At 42.1% G+C, this 15,563-nt stretch carries 14 protein-coding genes; 3 read left to right on the top strand and 11 right to left on the bottom strand.

Annotation, left to right across the window (positions count from 1 at the left end; all coding sequences use genetic code 11):
- Positions 1–70: 70 nt before the first annotated feature.
- Positions 71–1,978 (top strand): PAS domain-containing sensor histidine kinase, encoded by a 1,908-nt coding sequence (locus PZB74_RS06890; protein WP_302241678.1) that lies wholly within the window; start codon positions 71–73, stop codon positions 1,976–1,978.
- 28 nt (positions 1,979–2,006) lie between these two features.
- Here PZB74_RS06890 and PZB74_RS06885 read toward each other — a convergent pair whose 3' ends face one another.
- The 6 genes from PZB74_RS06885 to PZB74_RS06860 form a co-directional block, all read right to left on the bottom strand.
- Positions 2,007–2,897: a bile acid:sodium symporter family protein gene (locus PZB74_RS06885; protein WP_302241677.1), complete on the bottom strand. Its 891-nt coding sequence runs from the start codon at positions 2,895–2,897 to the stop codon at positions 2,007–2,009.
- A 46-nt stretch (positions 2,898–2,943) separates the two neighbouring features.
- Positions 2,944–3,228, bottom strand: coding sequence for an Rdx family protein (locus tag PZB74_RS06880; protein ID WP_302241675.1), 285 nt, complete (start codon positions 3,226–3,228; stop codon positions 2,944–2,946).
- Between the two features lie 86 nt (positions 3,229–3,314).
- On the bottom strand, positions 3,315–3,437 hold the full coding sequence (locus PZB74_RS06875) for a hypothetical protein (RefSeq protein WP_302241674.1): 123 nt from the start codon (positions 3,435–3,437) through the stop codon (positions 3,315–3,317).
- A gap of 100 nt (positions 3,438–3,537) precedes the next feature.
- A complete protein-coding gene (locus PZB74_RS06870) occupies positions 3,538–3,927 on the bottom strand; it encodes a hypothetical protein (RefSeq protein WP_302241672.1) in 390 nt (129 codons plus the stop codon).
- A gap of 119 nt (positions 3,928–4,046) precedes the next feature.
- The gene (locus PZB74_RS06865; RefSeq protein ID WP_302241669.1) at positions 4,047–6,236 is read right to left on the bottom strand and encodes a glutamine synthetase III family protein; all 2,190 of its coding nucleotides are present in this window, start codon (positions 6,234–6,236) and stop codon (positions 4,047–4,049) included.
- 368 nt (positions 6,237–6,604) lie between these two features.
- Positions 6,605–7,279 (bottom strand): haloacid dehalogenase type II, encoded by a 675-nt coding sequence (locus PZB74_RS06860; RefSeq protein ID WP_302241667.1) that lies wholly within the window; start codon positions 7,277–7,279, stop codon positions 6,605–6,607.
- A gap of 126 nt (positions 7,280–7,405) precedes the next feature.
- Between PZB74_RS06860 and PZB74_RS06855 the strand changes: the two genes are divergently transcribed.
- Positions 7,406–8,551: a sialidase family protein gene (locus PZB74_RS06855; RefSeq protein ID WP_302241665.1), complete on the top strand. Its 1,146-nt coding sequence runs from the start codon at positions 7,406–7,408 to the stop codon at positions 8,549–8,551.
- A 276-nt stretch (positions 8,552–8,827) separates the two neighbouring features.
- A complete protein-coding gene (locus PZB74_RS06850) occupies positions 8,828–9,160 on the top strand; it encodes a hypothetical protein (protein ID WP_302241664.1) in 333 nt (110 codons plus the stop codon).
- A gap of 59 nt (positions 9,161–9,219) precedes the next feature.
- On the opposite strand, the gene PZB74_RS06845 is transcribed toward PZB74_RS06850, so the two are convergent.
- From PZB74_RS06845 to blaOXA, 5 genes are all read right to left on the bottom strand, one after another.
- Positions 9,220–10,257, bottom strand: coding sequence for a spore photoproduct lyase family protein (locus tag PZB74_RS06845; RefSeq protein WP_302241662.1), 1,038 nt, complete (start codon positions 10,255–10,257; stop codon positions 9,220–9,222).
- Between the two features lie 122 nt (positions 10,258–10,379).
- Entirely contained in the window at positions 10,380–11,357 is a 978-nt protein-coding gene (locus tag PZB74_RS06840; protein WP_302241660.1) for a sugar phosphate isomerase/epimerase family protein, read from the bottom strand.
- Between the two features lie 114 nt (positions 11,358–11,471).
- Entirely contained in the window at positions 11,472–13,010 is a 1,539-nt protein-coding gene (locus PZB74_RS06835; protein ID WP_302241658.1) for a tagaturonate reductase, read from the bottom strand.
- 32 nt (positions 13,011–13,042) lie between these two features.
- Entirely contained in the window at positions 13,043–14,695 is a 1,653-nt protein-coding gene (locus PZB74_RS06830; protein ID WP_302241656.1) for a UxaA family hydrolase, read from the bottom strand.
- 74 nt (positions 14,696–14,769) lie between these two features.
- Complete coding sequence (gene blaOXA / locus PZB74_RS06825) at positions 14,770–15,558, bottom strand: class D beta-lactamase (RefSeq protein ID WP_302241654.1); 789 nt, start codon at positions 15,556–15,558, stop codon at positions 14,770–14,772.
- Positions 15,559–15,563: the final 5 nt, after the last annotated feature.

The following is a 15,563-nucleotide window of genomic DNA, read 5'->3' as shown; positions in this document are numbered from 1 at the left end:
CTACCACAAATTCATCTTTCAGCTTAAGGTTTAGAGCCCCATAATCAGATATCATATTGAAATGATACAGATGAACGTTCAGCAAAAAAAGAATAGCATCACACCTCAGGAATACCAACAGCTACAGTCCTCTCACGATAGCTTAAGAAGTATTATAGATAGCACCTCTGACTTAATTGGTGCTATTAATTGGAAGTTTGAGTTTACAATTTTTAACGAAGCTTATAAGAAAGAAATATATGAGCTTTTTGGCACTAACCTAAAAACGGGTATGCAGGTGCAGGAGGTAGTACAGCATCATCCTGAGTACCAAGACGATGCTTTAGCGCTATGGGGTAATGCTCTGAAGGGAGAGACATTTACCGTCACTCGTATGTACAATCACCCTGAGCATCATCTGGTATACTATGAATATACCTTTAATCCGATCAAAAATCAGGAGGGAAAAGTAGTAGGAGCGGTACAGGTAGTGCGTAATCAGACAGACAAAATTAGAGCCCAGCAGAAAGTAAAAGATATAGAAGAGTTTGTGCAACTGGCAGAGCTGATTCCGCAAAAAATCTGGGGGGCTACTCCTAATGGCAATAGCTGCTATGTAAACCATCGTTTTCTGGAATATACCGGGCATATCTACGAAGAGCTTATGGACTATGGCTGGACTAATATTGTTCATCCGGATGATCTAGCCACGGTACTTAAAAAATGGAATGCCAGCATGAAAAGCGGTAAGCCATATGAAGCAGAGTACAGGCTCAGAAACCATCAGGGAGAATACATGTGGCACCTTTGCCGAAGCCTGCCTATGCATGATAGTAGTGGTAATATCGTCAAATGGATGGGTACCGCCACTAATATTCATAAGAGAAAGCTACTGGAGCAGGAGAATAAGAAAAATATTAGCGAGTTTGAGTTTTTAATTGATATGATTCCTCATATCGTCTGGAAAGCATTGCCTAATGGAGAAGTCGTTTTTTATAATAAAAAGTGGTCGGAGTACACTGGTATACCGCAGAAGGAGGGGGCAAAAGGGCTTTGGAAAATGGTGCCGCACCCTGACGATGTAGAGCCTACTCTGAAAGCCTGGCAGCATTCTGTAGAAACAGGAGATACTTACAAAATAGAGCATCGGATCGCTACTAAAGATGGTACCTATCGCTGGGTACTGTCTCACGCGCTGCCTTTGAAAGATGCAGAAGGTAAGATTGTCATGTGGTATGGCACTGCTACCGATATTCATGATGAAAAAACCTACCTGGAAGAGCTAATATGGATGCAAAAGCAAATGCAGGAGAGAAATAAGGAGTTAACCAAAGTAAATATTGACCTGGACAATTTCGTGTATACTGCCTCTCATGATCTGCGCACGCCTATCCTGAACCTGGCAAGCTTACTCACCATGCTGGAAGAAAGAATTGATGAAAAGACAGGACAGTCGGAGCAGCAGATCATCAAAATGATGAAAGTATCTATGGACAGGCTGGAAAATACGATTAACGATCTTTCAGAAATTGCCAAGCTCCAAAAGGAAAAAGAAAATCAGGAAGACTTACTATTTCAGGATTTGTACGATGAGGTGTACCAAGATCTTGAAAACAATATCCGAAAGACAAAAGCCAACATTACGACAGATTTTAAGGTAAAAGAGATACATTATCCTGCCAAACACCTTAGAAGCATACTTTATAACCTGATTTCTAATGCCATAAAATATGCGCATCCAGATAGAAGCCCTGATATAAAAATACAGAGCTGGGAAGAGGAAGGTCAAGTCTATCTGTCGGTGAGCGATAATGGACTGGGACTGGACCAACGGCAGCAGAAAAAACTTTTTCAGATGTTTACCCGACTACATACCCACGTAAGTGGTACAGGGGTAGGGCTTTACATGATAAAGCGTATTGTTGAAAATAATGGAGGAGAAATATCTGTTAAGAGTGCAGCAGGTAAAGGCTCCACCTTTACGGTCTGCTTTTCGTAAGCCTAATGCTGCGTAAACAGTCTTATGCCTATGTTTTCATCAACCTTCTGACTGGAATTAGCACAAGCACCCATACGATTTCAGATACCACAAAAAACACCCCCATCTGCATAGGGAAGTACAAAAAGCTAACGACAATGCCCAAGGCTACGTTGTTAGCACCAGAGCTAAATAATAGTGCTACTTTGTCTGCTCTGGAAGCCCTAAACCAGATACTATAGCCAAATACATATAAGAACAAAAACGCCAGCAGACTCACCAAAAAGTAAGGCAGTACTAATGCAGTATCGCTTAACAATACATAACGGTACTCAGCAATGGCAAGCGTAAAAATACCGGCAATACCGAATATGGAAATAAAAGAGTCGTGGTGTTGCATCCACCGGCTAATACCCTGATGTCTTTTTAAAGGAAGGTGTACCAGATAAGGAAAAATAACTGTGATAAATAAAGTTTGGAAAAGCTGAAACCGATCTACTTCCAGTTCATCAGACATAAGGAAGCTGCTTAGAAAAGGCAATAAGAATGGAGTTAAAGAACTACTGAGAATCAGCAAAGCCAGAGCGAGTGTAACATTGCCTCCAAACACATTGCTAAAGGCCGGAGAGGTAACACCACAGGGCAAAAGGCAGAGCAGAGATACTGCGCTGGCATAAAATGAAGAAAAAGGAAACACCAAGGCAAACAATAGTAAGGGAAGCAACAAAAACCTTAAAACATAAAAACCTACTATTGTAATAGACTGAGAGCGAAAAAAAGCAGGCGAGAAATCCACTTTAAACGAAGAAGCAAAAATAATAAAGCAGAGTATAGCGAGTATTAGCGGACCAGAGATTTCTCCTGGCTGCGGAAGTATAAAGCCTAGTACAGTAGATAAAAAAAGAATAAGGTTAAAGTGCTTTTTCGCGAACTGGTTCATGACAGGAGTTTAGACTAAGAACTGCATAAGCAAACGGGGAGGGAATTTATTTTCTATCGCTATGGCCCAGAGAGCGCTCAGGATTAATTCTGTCTCTTACTAACTGTTTCAGCTCTTTAGATTCAGGAAAACGCCCCTCATTTTTGCGAGAGTAAATAAGCTCATCATCCAGCCGTACTTCAAATATACCGCCTGTCCCGGGCTGTAAAGCCACTTCGGCCAGTTCTCCATCAAAGGTAGTTAACAGTTCTTGTGCCATCCAGGCCGCCCGCAACATCCAGCGGCACTGAGTACAATATTTTATTTCAACTCTGGGGCTTAATTGTGACATGAGTTTCAGCTTTATACGCGAAGGTAAGGATAAAGGAGGCGAAGTGGAAAGTCCATCCCATAAGTAGAGACGGGATGGACAATTAATTAAAATAAAAAGGCATAGAGAATCATGGCAGCTATAACTACCAGTATGGGTATGACTACGGGCCAGTTTACCTGATCCTCATACTCCTTTTCCTCTACTTTATGTTTTTTAAATTGATCCATTGTTGTCTATTGTTTATAGTGTTTAATAAAAAGGCATAGTTTGCCTGATTGACCGATGAGGTGCATAAGTCAGCTTAGTAAAAATTACAATGGATAAGGGCTAGGGCGCGTGGATAGAAGTGTAGATGTAGAATGGGTTCCTAAGATAAGAGGGTATAAACAACCGCTCTTTCAAATCCAGCGTAATGGACCATATGCCTACTTCTGGCAAATAGTTTACCCCAATAAAAAAGTAAACGGCTGGAAGTACCGGCAACTGCTGAGTACTAAGCGTAGCGCTGTAGCTGGTATAAGAAGTATAATAGGTCAGGCTATCTTCAGTAGCAGTTTTAGCCGTAGGCTGAAGTCGGGATGGTACTGCCCAGATAGAAAAAAGAAGCGTAATAATGAGCAGCAGAATGGCTACGATACGGCACAACCAGCCCTTTTGCACATCCAAAGGATGGCTCAGAGGAGTCAGCTTTGATGAGTGTGATGTAGCACAGTCCATATTACCCAACTATAACGTAAAGCCTCAATATTAGATGATAAAGAAGCAGGGAAATTTTCTAAAAAGAAAAGCCTACCGGTAAAAGTAGGCTTAACTTAATTGAAACTGTATCTATTAAATTAGAAAAGTAACTCTCTGTATTTGGCTAGTGGCCATACGGCATCGTCAACCAAAAATTCCAGCTTATCTACATGGTAGCGGATTTCGTCAAAGAAGCCTTCTTTTATGTCTTTGTACATAATAGCACGCTCTCGGTTATCCTCTACTTTATTGGCTGCTTTTCTGGCTTCAATCATCTCATGTACCTTCGCCTTTACAATATTAAGGTGGTGCGTAATTTCATTAACAGTCTGGAAGCCAACCGTATTTTCGTAGTCCAGGCCTAAGCTCTTCATATCGCTAAGGGCAGAAATCAGCTCATTCTGGTAGCGCAAAGTAGCCGGGATAATATGGTTAAGTGCCAGGTCACCCATTACACGAGACTCTATCTGCACCTTCATGATGTAATGCTCCCACATAATCTCCAGGCGAGCTTCCAGCTCTGCCTCAGTGTATATGTTATTGCTTACAAATAGGTTCTTAGACTTATCTGTTAGGTATTCATCTAAAGCTTCGGCAGTGTTAGTAATGTTAGATAGCCCTCTTCTTGCAGCTTCTTTCTCCCATTCTTCGCTATAGCCATTGCCTTCAAAGCGAATGTCTTTAGACTCTTTAATATAGCGGCGGAGCACATTTACGATAGCCACCTCTTTTTTGTCTCCGTTGGCAATTAGTGCGTCCACTTCTTTTTTGAACTTGTTCAGCTGATCTGCCATAATGGTGTTAAGCACAGTTACCGAAGAGGCACTATTTGCTGATGAACCTACTGCTCTAAATTCAAATTTATTACCAGTAAAGGCAAAAGGAGAGGTACGGTTACGGTCAGTGTTGTCTAGCAAAATAGGTGGAATCTTGTCTATGCCTAATTGCATAAACATATTATCATCTCCATTATGCTCTACCGATGCGTTATTTTCCATATCGTCCAGCACCTTAGTGAGCTGAGACCCAATAAAAACAGAAACAATTGCAGGAGGAGCTTCATTAGCGCCAAGGCGGTGGTCATTACCAGCGGATGCGATAGAGGCTCTTAACAAACCATTATGCTCATGTACAGCTTTAATCGTATTGATAAAGAAAGTCAGGAACTGAAGTTTGTCTTCTGGCTTAAAGCTAGGCGAAAGCAGATTTTTACCTGTGCTGGTAACTAACGACCAGTTGTTATGCTTACCACTACCGTTAATACCGGCAAAGGGCTTCTCGTGCAGCAATACCTTTAGGTCGTGCCTTTCTGCTACCTTCTCCATAAGGTCCATCAGCAGCTGGTTGTGGTCTACGGCCAGGTTAATTTCTTCAAACATTGGAGCGCACTCAAACTGGCGAGGCGCTACCTCATTATGACGTGTACGAATAGGTATTCCCAGTTTATGAGACTCAACTTCCAGGTCCACCATAAAGTTGTGCACGCGGGTAGGAATAGAGCCAAAGTAGTGGTCTTCCAACTGCTGACCTTTTGCAGAGGAATGGCCAAACACGGTGCGTCCTGAAAGTACCAGGTCGGGGCGTGCACGGTATAGGGCACGGTCTACGAGAAAATACTCCTGTTCAATACCCAAAGAGGCTTTTACCTGCGTTACCCCCTCATCAAAATAAGACTTACATACGTCGGTAGCGGCTTGGTCTACAAAAGCCATAGCTTTAAGCAGGGGTGTTTTGTAGTCCAGAGCTTCGCCTGTGTAAGAGACAAAAATAGTAGGGATACAGAGCGTTTTTCCGCTACCATTCTCCATAATAAATGCCGGAGAAGTTGGATCCCAGGCAGTATAGCCGCGCGCCTCAAAAGTATTTCTTAAACCTCCACTAGGGAAAGAAGAGGCATCGGGCTCTTGCTGTACCAAAGCAGAACCTTTGAACTTTTCCATATGCCTGCCCTGCACATCTGGCTCAAAGAAGGAATCGTGCTTTTCGGCAGTAGCACCAGTAAGGGGCTGAAACCAGTGGGTGTAATGGGTAACACCTTTAGAGATAGCCCAGGATTTCATAGCTGAGGCAACGGCATCAGCAACATGCGACTCAATTTTTGCACCCTTATCTATTGCCATGATCAATGCCTTGTAGATGTCGGCAGATAGCACGCGGCGCATTGTTTCTTTGTCAAATACGTTTTGTCCGAAGTATTCAGAAATTTTGTCGGACGGACACTTCACAGGTACAGGCTTTCTGTCCAGTGTTTTTTCTAATGCCTTAAAGCGGAAATTGGTCGATTGCATATGTTATATTGATAAGAATAGTCAAAGCTAAAAATTTTATGAATATCCGGTACGCATATCAGATCTTCCACAAAAATATTTTTACATAGAATATTATGTAGGTGGGAAGGCTCAGATGGGATACTATAAAATTTAGGTTGCTTTATATTTATACTAAAGTTATTGTTAAAAAAGATGTTGCATACTGCAATTAGTGCTAAGATCAAGGCTATTAAAAATGAAAATATGTAGGGTTTTCATAAAGCCATCAAAAACAAATATAACAAATAACATGAGCTGATAAAGGATGATGCTCAGCTTTTTTGCTTTTGACTCGTATCAATGTATACTTTTGTTAACAATTTTATACTAAAAATCAGCTTTCAATATCAATTATTTAACTGCCTGCTTAGCTCTGCCATATCTCGTGCGCTAAGATCAGTATCAGGAGCCAGTGGATATTTAGTTTGCCCTTCTCTCTCTATAAACGCAGTCTGCATACCGGCCCAGTGGGCACCGGCTACATCCCATCCATGTGCGGCTACCATCATACAGTCATTGACCTGTGTATCCAACTGGTAAGCAGCCCAACGGTACACATGTTGGTGAGGCTTATAAAAGCCAATATCTTCCACACTCAGGCATTGGTCAAAATAAGGGCTAAGCTTTGCGTAGGTAAGCTGACTCTCCATAGCGTAGCGAGAAGAATTGGTAAGTGCTACTAAAGTAAAGCCACTCTTTTGTAGCTGGTGCAGGGCTTCTGCAACCTCAGGATAGGCATTTAAAGAAGTCATAGGTTTAAGCGCCTCTCGAGCGTCTGCCTCGCTGAGCTCCATCTTATTTTTATGTGCTACGAGCTGCATAGATGCTACCCCAATAGAACCAAAATCTCTGAACTGGTCGCTCACGGTACCTACTAAAGCATACTGTAACATAGTAGTAAACCATAGAGGCACCAACTCTCTTTGCCCTTCCAGTGCTTGTGCTACGGAATCTTTGACAGGCTGCAAATCCAGCAGAGTTTCGTTTACATCAAAAAACAATACAGAGGGTCTTGATCTCATAGTAGGCATAAGGTTAAAGTGATAATGGCTTATGTACCCTAGTTTAAGTAAAAATTCAATGGTTTTTGACCTCAGATTTACTTTCTTTCATAAGAAGTCAACCTAATTACTACACAAACTAGCAACATGACAATATCTTTTAACTCCCTATTGTTTGCTCTCGGACTTAGCCTGTTTAGTACTTGCCTTCCGGCCCAGCAGGTACAAGCAAACAAAGATCAGGTCTTACAGCATATTTATAAAAGTGGCGAAGAAGGCTACGCCTGTTACCGTATTCCTGCTGTGGTAACTACAAATAAAGGAACTGTGTTGGCGTTTGCCGAAGCCAGAAAAAATTCTTGTGGCGATGCCGGAGATATAGATCTGGTCGTTAAAAGATCAGAGGACGGTGGCAAAAACTGGGGCCCATTGGAGTTGGTATGGAATGATGAAAGCAATACCTGCGGTAACCCTGCACCAATTGTAGATACTCAAAGCGGAGATATAATTCTTTTGGCAAGCTGGAATAGGGGAGAAGACCACGAGCCTGACATTATTGCTCAAAGTAGTAAAGATACCAGAAGGGTATATGTCTTACGATCTTCCGACGAAGGCAAACACTGGACTAAGCCCCATGAAATAACTAAAGACGTAAAAAAAGATAACTGGACCTGGTACGCCACGGGGCCGGGCTCGGGCATACAGCTCAAAAAGGGTGAGCATGCCGGAAGAATAGTGGTAGCTTGTGATCATATTGAAGCTAATACTAAAAAATACTACTCTCACATCATCTACTCTGATGATCGCGGCTATAACTGGAAGTTGGGTGGACGTACACCTAAAGACCAGGTTAACGAATGTGAAGTTGTAGAGCTGCAAGAGGGAATGCTTATGCTAAATATGCGTAATTACGATCGTAGCCAAAGTACACGTCAACTGGCCTATAGCTATGATTCTGGCCTAAGCTGGACAGATATGCAGCACGCTCCCGCATTAGAAGAGCCTATCTGCCAGGCGTCTATGCAGACTTACTCAATAGCTAAGCAAAATTATATATTGTTTGCAAACCCTGCGAGTGAAAAAGCCAGAGAGAATATGAGTATTAAGTATAGTGATGATGCTGGTAAAACCTGGCAGGTATTGCAAGGGGTGCACTCAGGGCCATCTGCCTACTCTGATATGACGATTGTAGAAAGTAGCAAAATTGGCCTACTCTACGAGGCTGGTCAGAATAGTCCGTACGAGGGTATTGCCTGGAAAAGCTTTCCCCTAAATGGACTTGAAGAGAAGTAGCACCGATGTGCATGTAGCTTAAAAGTTAGGTAAAAAAAATAATTAAGGTAGGGGTAAAAATATCAGGATATGTAGGTAATCTTATGTTAGAGGGCAATAGAGAGATTTTTTTGTAAAAAAAAGTAGATAGTAAAGTCTGTGTAAACTCCTGTTTATCCTTTTAATAGATGTTGTGTAAACATTCTAATATGCATCTCTGTTAATTACTATTACAAGCTTAAGTATACTTTTCTGATTGCTTCTTAAGCTAATTTTTTAACCAAACTATTTTTTCTAATGAAAACTAAAGTTCTGTTTCTAACTCTACTCTCTTTTACATTAAGCTTTAGCACTCTGAAGGTCAACGCTGCTACTGACCCACTTCCTGCAGATGAGCAAATGACCAAAGAAGAGTATCAACTAGCCCTTGAACAACTGGAAGAGCGTGTCGATGTGCTCAAAGAAGCTAAAAAAGATGCTACTACAAAAGCTGAAAAAGAAGCTATTCGTTCAGAAATTAAAGATGTAAAAGAAGAAGCTAAGGCGCTTAAGCAACAGGCAATGTCAGGAGGGATTTACATAGGAGGAGGAGCTCTGCTTGTAATAGTATTGCTACTTATTCTTTTATAAGAAACAGGCTGCCAGCCTAAGTATCCAGGGGTATAGTAAATAGCTATACCCCTTACTATTTAAAAGATATAGCGGATACCACACCAGGGTATAGTCTCCTGATGAATTTGTTTGAAGATGTCTATCATTTTAGACTTGAGTTGGTGTTGGTAGCGGATATTATCGCCGCCCATTTTACTTTTTTTTCCTTCCTGCCATTCGGGTTGCCATAAGATCTGCTCAGCTTTAGGGTTAATATTCAGGTTTGCTTCGTGCTGCGCTTTGTTATGCGTCAGAAAGATGACTTCACATTTCATTTGTGCCTTAACCTCTGGCTTTACAATACTGTCAAGTTGCTTAAACAAAGCTTTGTAGTCGTCTCGCCAGGTTTTACCATAAACGATTACCGGAGAAAAGTTTACGTGTACCTCATAACCCGCATCATAAAAATGATTAATGGCTTGCAGGCGCTCTTCTATAGGGTCGGTACGAACATCTACTAACTTACTAATAGCAGAGGGCATAAGGCTAAAACGGATGCGCACTTTACGCTTTGGGTTATAGTTAAGCAGGTCTGTATTTACAAATTTGGTGGCAAAGCTGCCTTTTGCTTTTGGGTGCTCCCTAAAAAAGTCCATCGCCTGCATAATACCCGGAGAAATAGAGGCGTCTACCGATAAATCCGAATTACAGCCCATATCATACACATAATAGGTAGAATCTGTCTGATGCGGCTTTTTGGGCCAGCTAAGCGTGTGCACATGCCGGTCTATCGTCTGCAAAGTTTCCTGGGTGTTGGTAAAAAGCGTAATGGGATTTACAGATTTGTGACGGTCTACGTAGCAATAAGTACAGCCTCCTGTACAACCGTTGGCAAAGCTAGGAGCTATAAAATCTGCCGAACGGCCGTTTTCACGACATATTTGTGTCTTTAACCTACCCAGCACCAGCACATCTGATTTTACTTTATAATGCCCAATACCATTAAGGTCAGGGAGTCGGTTATGTTGCTTAATCTGTTCGGTGTGGGCCTCAGGAAAGCGAGCCAGAATATTTTCTCCTTCTGCGTTTAGTGCATCAGGCGTATGAAATATAATAGAAGGTTTAAATGGGTGCATACAATTATAGTTGGACAATAATAACTGTCTTACACCCCGGATAGTTCTTTTGTTTTTAAATGTAAAAAATTGATATTCAGTGTTTTAAAAAAAAATTATTAAGTTAATTTGAAATGTTCCGCTTAGCTCTTGAGGGCTTGTTCTACCGACTCTTTCATCTTACGCAAACCTGTTTTGGCCACTTCTAATGGGTCTTGTTTCCAGTAGTTAGGGTTGAACAGTTCTAGAGAAAGTACTTTAGGTGTGCCTCCGGCAGCAAGAGTTTGTAGAATCTGGTTCAGAGGTGCTACTCCATCGCCAGGGTATACTCTGTCCTTGTCGGTCAATTGATCTCGTGCTGGCTGAGCAGGATAATCATTCATATGAAATATCTCTACGGTGCTACCGCTAAGCATCTGCAAAGCGTTAAAACTGGACCCGCCACGGAATAGATGGTAAACATCTGGAAGTATACGGGCCTTTGGGTGGCCGCTTTCCATAGCTACAAAAGTAGTCTGGCCTAAACGGTGTAGGTTGGCCGAAAAGCCCCAAACTTCCAATTGTGGGATTACGCCCATTTCTTCACCTAGCTCGAGCAACTGACGATACCGATCGGCAGCTGCCAGCAGGTCGAGACCAACTTTGTCGGTAGCACCAGCAGGAGGGGCCGCAATACGAGTACAGCCAATCTGTGCCAGCATATCCATTTCTCTTTTGGCTTGCTCAAATGCATTGGCTCGTACCTGTGGGTCGTCTACAATCCACTGGGCAAAACCAATAGCATCTTCCACTTTTATCCCCAGCTCATCAATACGGGTTTTAAGGTCTTTTAAGCTTCCTCCTTCTTCTACATACTTTTGTACTCCAGGCACCCAAACCTCAATACCATCATAACCTGCCTGAGCCGCAATTTCTATTTCTTTCACCAGGCCCAGTTGTTGCTCGCGTATGGTGCTGGTATTCAGGCAGTAGCTAAAAAGGTTTTTTTCAGAATTAAGGGCAGTTTTAGCAGGAGTAGGTTGATTCGCTTGTTCGGATGCAGTACTGCCGCAGCTTTCTAGTAATGAGGCACCGGCTACAGCTCCTAGTGAAGCTAAGGCCTGTCTTCTGGAGACTTTCATATTTAGTAGTTTGTAGTGTTGTTGCAGATGGTATCATTAAAGATAAAGTGCTACAAAATATTATGTAGCACTTACTATTTCAAAATATACTAAAAGAAATTGCTTTTACCAGTTTTAGCTTTTAAGCAGCTGAGCAAGGGTTTGCTTAACGCCATGTTGTGCGTACTCTCCCAGATAATGCTTTACTCTCGCTGCAAAATCGCCAAGTTGACTATAGTCTAACTCCCACAGCTGCTGGTTAAGCAGTACTTTATCTACAAAACTATTAACCAATACCGGGTCTTGTATATCTACCTCTTTCCAGATCTGGTAAAAATATTCTGCCTGATCATCGTTTATAGGATACTCCTGACCATTGAATTCGCCAAAATAGCGGGTGCCATCTTTTTTTATAGGACGTAAAAACAATAGATAAGCGGCAAAGCCCGCACACATAAGCTCTGGTACTGTCTTATATTTATCGTAATAGCGCTTAAAAGTGAGCCCATTACGCATATTCATCTTTGAGGTGTACTGTAGTGTAATACTAATTAGCTTGTGGTTTAGAAAAGGGTTACGGAACCTGTCCAGTACATCGTTGGCAAACTCGCTAGCCATTTGCTGGTCAATCTCCAGGCTGGGCACAATCTCTTTTTTAATTACCTTGTCTATAAATTGTGACATTACAGGGTCTTCCATACAGTCGTACACTGTATCTAATGCACATAGAAAGCCTGCGGCCACACTTATCGTATGTCCGCCATTAAGAATACGGAGCTTGCGCTCACGATAAGGGGTAATATCTTCGCTGATGATAATTCCTTCGTCAACAGCCAGCCAGGGTGCTTTTTCCAGAATTTTTTTGCGCTTGCCTTCTACAGCAAAAAGGCGGTACACCTCGCTCACAGTTAGCAGCTGATCTTCAAAACCGAGCTCTTCTTCAATTTTCTTTTGTTTTTCTTCTTCAGGCTCACCAGGCACAATACGGTCTACCAGAGTATCGCAAAAAATATTATGCTCCTTAATCCAGTCTGTAAAATCACTACCCAACCTATTGATTACGGCCAGTTTTAAAACAATGTCTTTAAGCTTGGAGCCATTATCCAGAATTAGTTCAGTAGGTAATATTAGCATACCACTCTGTGGCGAGCCACCCAGTGTCATAAAACGCTCGTGTAAAAAGGCAGTAAGCTTTGCTGGAAATGATTGCGGCGGGTTTGCCTTCAAATCATCATCTTCGTGTAGTGTAATACCAATTTCTGTGGTATTAGAGACTACTGTATTAACCTCTGGGTTGCGTGCGTACGAAAGAATATCCTCCCAGTGATCCGCTGCCGGTAGCGCTTTGCTGATAGCAGCATTTACAATATGTTCTTTTACAGTTTCTCCTTTGGCAAACCCTTCTACACAAAGTGTAAATAGTCCATCCTGATCATTAAAGCGAGTACTCCGGCCGGATTTAGTATTATTTACAATAACTACCCTACCGTCAAACTGGCCTTCGCGTTTAGCTTTGTCTATAAAAAAGTCAATAAGGCCTCGAAGCAGAGCTCCTGATCCGAATTGTATAATCTTGTCCGGTGACTCCAGGTGCCGCTTTTCAGGAAGGTGTAAGTTTGGTTTTGCTACAATATCAGCATTAAGTACTGCTTGCTGACTTAGTCTTTTTGACATGTTTAGGTCGTTTATTTGATATAAAAAAGATTTTAGAGTGATACGCCTCTCTTCCAGGGAATAAAGTCATCCTGACCGATAGCTACTGCTTTAGGCGTATATGCGCCACTGGCAGTACGAATAATATAGTCCAGAATTTCTTCTCCTTTGCTGGCAATGGTATCTTCTCCGGTAATTACAGTACCGGCATCAATGTCTATAATATCTGACATACGCCGGGAGAGTGTAGTATTACTGGAAATTTTAAGGGTAGGTGCTACAGGATTGCCTGTAGGCGTGCCCAGCCCGGTGGTAAAAAGAATAATACTCGCCCAGGAGCCTGCCAGTCCGGTAGTGGACTCTACATCATTGCCGGGAGTGCATAAAAGGTTGAGGCCAGGCGTACGAACTACTTCAGTATAGTCCAGTACATCTACAACCGGTGAAGTACCACCTTTTTTAGCGGCTCCGGCAGATTTGATAGCGTCTGTAATAAGGCCATCTTTAATGTTGCCCGGAGAGGGGTTAGCGTCAAATCCGCTGCCTACGGCCTCTGCACTGGCACTGTAAGCTCGCATAATGCTGATAAATTTATTGGCAATAGCATCATTGACACAACGGTCGGTTAGCTCCTGTTCTACACCATTAAGCTCAGGAAATTCTGATAATATAACGGAGCCACCCAGCCCCACCAGCAAATCTGCTGCATGACCTACTGAAGGGTTGGCAGAAATGCCTGAAAATCCGTCTGAACCTCCACATTCCAGACCTACCACCAATTTGTTAAGTGCTGCGGGCTTTCTTTCAATTTTATTTGCCTGGGTAAGCCCTACAAAGGTTTTTTTGATAGCCTCGCTAATAAAGGCTCTCTCAGATTCACTTTTCTGCTGCTCCATAATGTAGAGCGGCTTGCTAAAGCTAGCATCTCGTTTAAAAATTTCTTTTTGTAGAATTTCTGCTTCTGCATTCTGGCAACCCAGGCTAAGCACTGTAGCTCCGGCTACATTTGGGTGGGTAATATAGCTGGCAAAAAGTGAGCAGAGTGTATGAGCATCTTCTCGGGTACCGCCGCAACCTCCTTCATGGGTAAGAAATTTAATGCCGTCTACATTTGGAAAAGCCCTTTTGTTCTGCATTTCTTCAGCAGTAATGACAATATCTGAAGAGAGCATCTCAGCTTCTGAAGCTCCCCGCTGGTGCTGTTGAATAAGCGACTGCACATCAAAATCTACGCTGCTACTTCTGTCATACCCCAAATCTTTAACTAAAGCCTGTTGTATAACGCGAATGTTGCGGTTTTCGCAGAACACTAAAGGAATAAACAGCCAATAGTTGGCTACTCCAACACTACCATTATCCCGATGATACCCCATAAAACTTTTGTCTTTCCAAGAGCTTACTTCAGGGGCTTGCCATCCGGATTTTCTTTGCCCCAGGCTGAAGTTGCTGGCATCATGTTTTACATTTTTGGTAGTAATCGCTTCCCCTTTTTTAATCGGTTGCATAGCTTTTCCCACCAATACCCCATACATATAAATTTGACCGCCTACGGCTAAATCCTGAGTTACAAATTTATGCTTGGGAGGGATATCGTTTTGTATGGTAAAAGACTCATTCTCCCAGCTTACAACCTCTCCGGCACTAAGCTCATCTAGCGCTACAATCAGGTTATCCTGCGGGTGAATTTTTAATATTTTGTTTCGCATAATATTCTTTAGCTGTATTAATAGGTAGTAGGTTTTAAGTGATTGATAGCATGGGTAGCCTATAGCTTTACAAATCAAATGATTTTTAAAGCTTTCAGAATGTTTATGGTAATTTCTTTTCGGGCTCGGATAAAATTATCATGTGGGTCTTTGCTCTCAATATTGGTTGCAAAGTAATATACCTTTTCATTTTTTACCAGATAGCCTACATACCAGCCAAGGTTAGTATTATGCAGCTGATTGTTCCATCCACTTTTAGCACTGAGGCTGTAGTCTTCAGTAGTCTCGTCCAGTAAAATATTTTTTACAATTTGCAGGTGAGCTTGGGAATATGGAAGGTCCTCATGATACAGTTTCTGTAGAAAGTCAATTTGTTCTCTGGCAGAGATGCGTAAGTTACCGTCCAGCCAGAATGCATTTTTCTCGCTACCGCCAGGGTCTTGGTTACCATAGCCCAAAGTCTGTAAGTGCTTACGGTATTGGTCTTCACTAATTTGCTCAGCCATTTGTATATAGCAAGGCACACAGGAAAAGCGAAATGCGTTTTTTAGTGGTAGATCCTGATTCCAGGCAGAAATAGACCACTCTTTCCCTTTCCAGTAAATTACGGTGTTTTCATCTTCCACTATATTCTCTTCCAGCACGATTAGGGTATTGGGAATTTTAAAAGTGGAAGCCGGACTATAGGCTGTATGGCAACGTTCTTTATTGTAATAGGTGTACTGTTGCTCACTTTCATCCAGTAGGATAAAAGAGCCTTCCACCCCAAAGTCATCAAAATATTGTTTAAAGTTTTCTTCCCTTTCAGTGGTGGTGTCGTTAATAAGGCTCAGACCAACAGCAAGGAGAACGTAAAGGGGCATCTTGG

This window comes from Porifericola rhodea (assembly GCF_030506305.1).
Lineage (GTDB): Bacteria > Bacteroidota > Bacteroidia > Cytophagales > Cyclobacteriaceae > Catalinimonas > Catalinimonas rhodea.
This window is presented reverse-complemented; position numbering and strand designations above follow the sequence as displayed.

Excerpts from the sequence above, each read along its gene's own strand:
- PZB74_RS06890 (WP_302241678.1), top strand. The coding sequence starts at position 71 with ATGAACGTTCAGCAAAAAAAGAATAGCATCACACCTCAGGAATACCAA.
- PZB74_RS06885 (WP_302241677.1), bottom strand. The coding sequence starts at position 2,897 with ATGAACCAGTTCGCGAAAAAGCACTTTAACCTTATTCTTTTTTTATCT.
- PZB74_RS06880 (WP_302241675.1), bottom strand. The coding sequence starts at position 3,228 with ATGTCACAATTAAGCCCCAGAGTTGAAATAAAATATTGTACTCAGTGC.
- PZB74_RS06875 (WP_302241674.1), bottom strand. The coding sequence starts at position 3,437 with ATGGATCAATTTAAAAAACATAAAGTAGAGGAAAAGGAGTATGAGGAT.
- PZB74_RS06870 (WP_302241672.1), bottom strand. The coding sequence starts at position 3,927 with ATGGACTGTGCTACATCACACTCATCAAAGCTGACTCCTCTGAGCCAT.
- PZB74_RS06865 (WP_302241669.1), bottom strand. The coding sequence starts at position 6,236 with ATGCAATCGACCAATTTCCGCTTTAAGGCATTAGAAAAAACACTGGAC.
- PZB74_RS06860 (WP_302241667.1), bottom strand. The coding sequence starts at position 7,279 with ATGAGATCAAGACCCTCTGTATTGTTTTTTGATGTAAACGAAACTCTG.
- PZB74_RS06855 (WP_302241665.1), top strand. The coding sequence starts at position 7,406 with ATGACAATATCTTTTAACTCCCTATTGTTTGCTCTCGGACTTAGCCTG.
- PZB74_RS06850 (WP_302241664.1), top strand. The coding sequence starts at position 8,828 with ATGAAAACTAAAGTTCTGTTTCTAACTCTACTCTCTTTTACATTAAGC.
- PZB74_RS06845 (WP_302241662.1), bottom strand. The coding sequence starts at position 10,257 with ATGCACCCATTTAAACCTTCTATTATATTTCATACGCCTGATGCACTA.
- PZB74_RS06840 (WP_302241660.1), bottom strand. The coding sequence starts at position 11,357 with ATGAAAGTCTCCAGAAGACAGGCCTTAGCTTCACTAGGAGCTGTAGCC.
- PZB74_RS06835 (WP_302241658.1), bottom strand. The coding sequence starts at position 13,010 with ATGTCAAAAAGACTAAGTCAGCAAGCAGTACTTAATGCTGATATTGTA.
- PZB74_RS06830 (WP_302241656.1), bottom strand. The coding sequence starts at position 14,695 with ATGCGAAACAAAATATTAAAAATTCACCCGCAGGATAACCTGATTGTA.
- blaOXA (WP_302241654.1), bottom strand. The coding sequence starts at position 15,558 with ATGCCCCTTTACGTTCTCCTTGCTGTTGGTCTGAGCCTTATTAACGAC.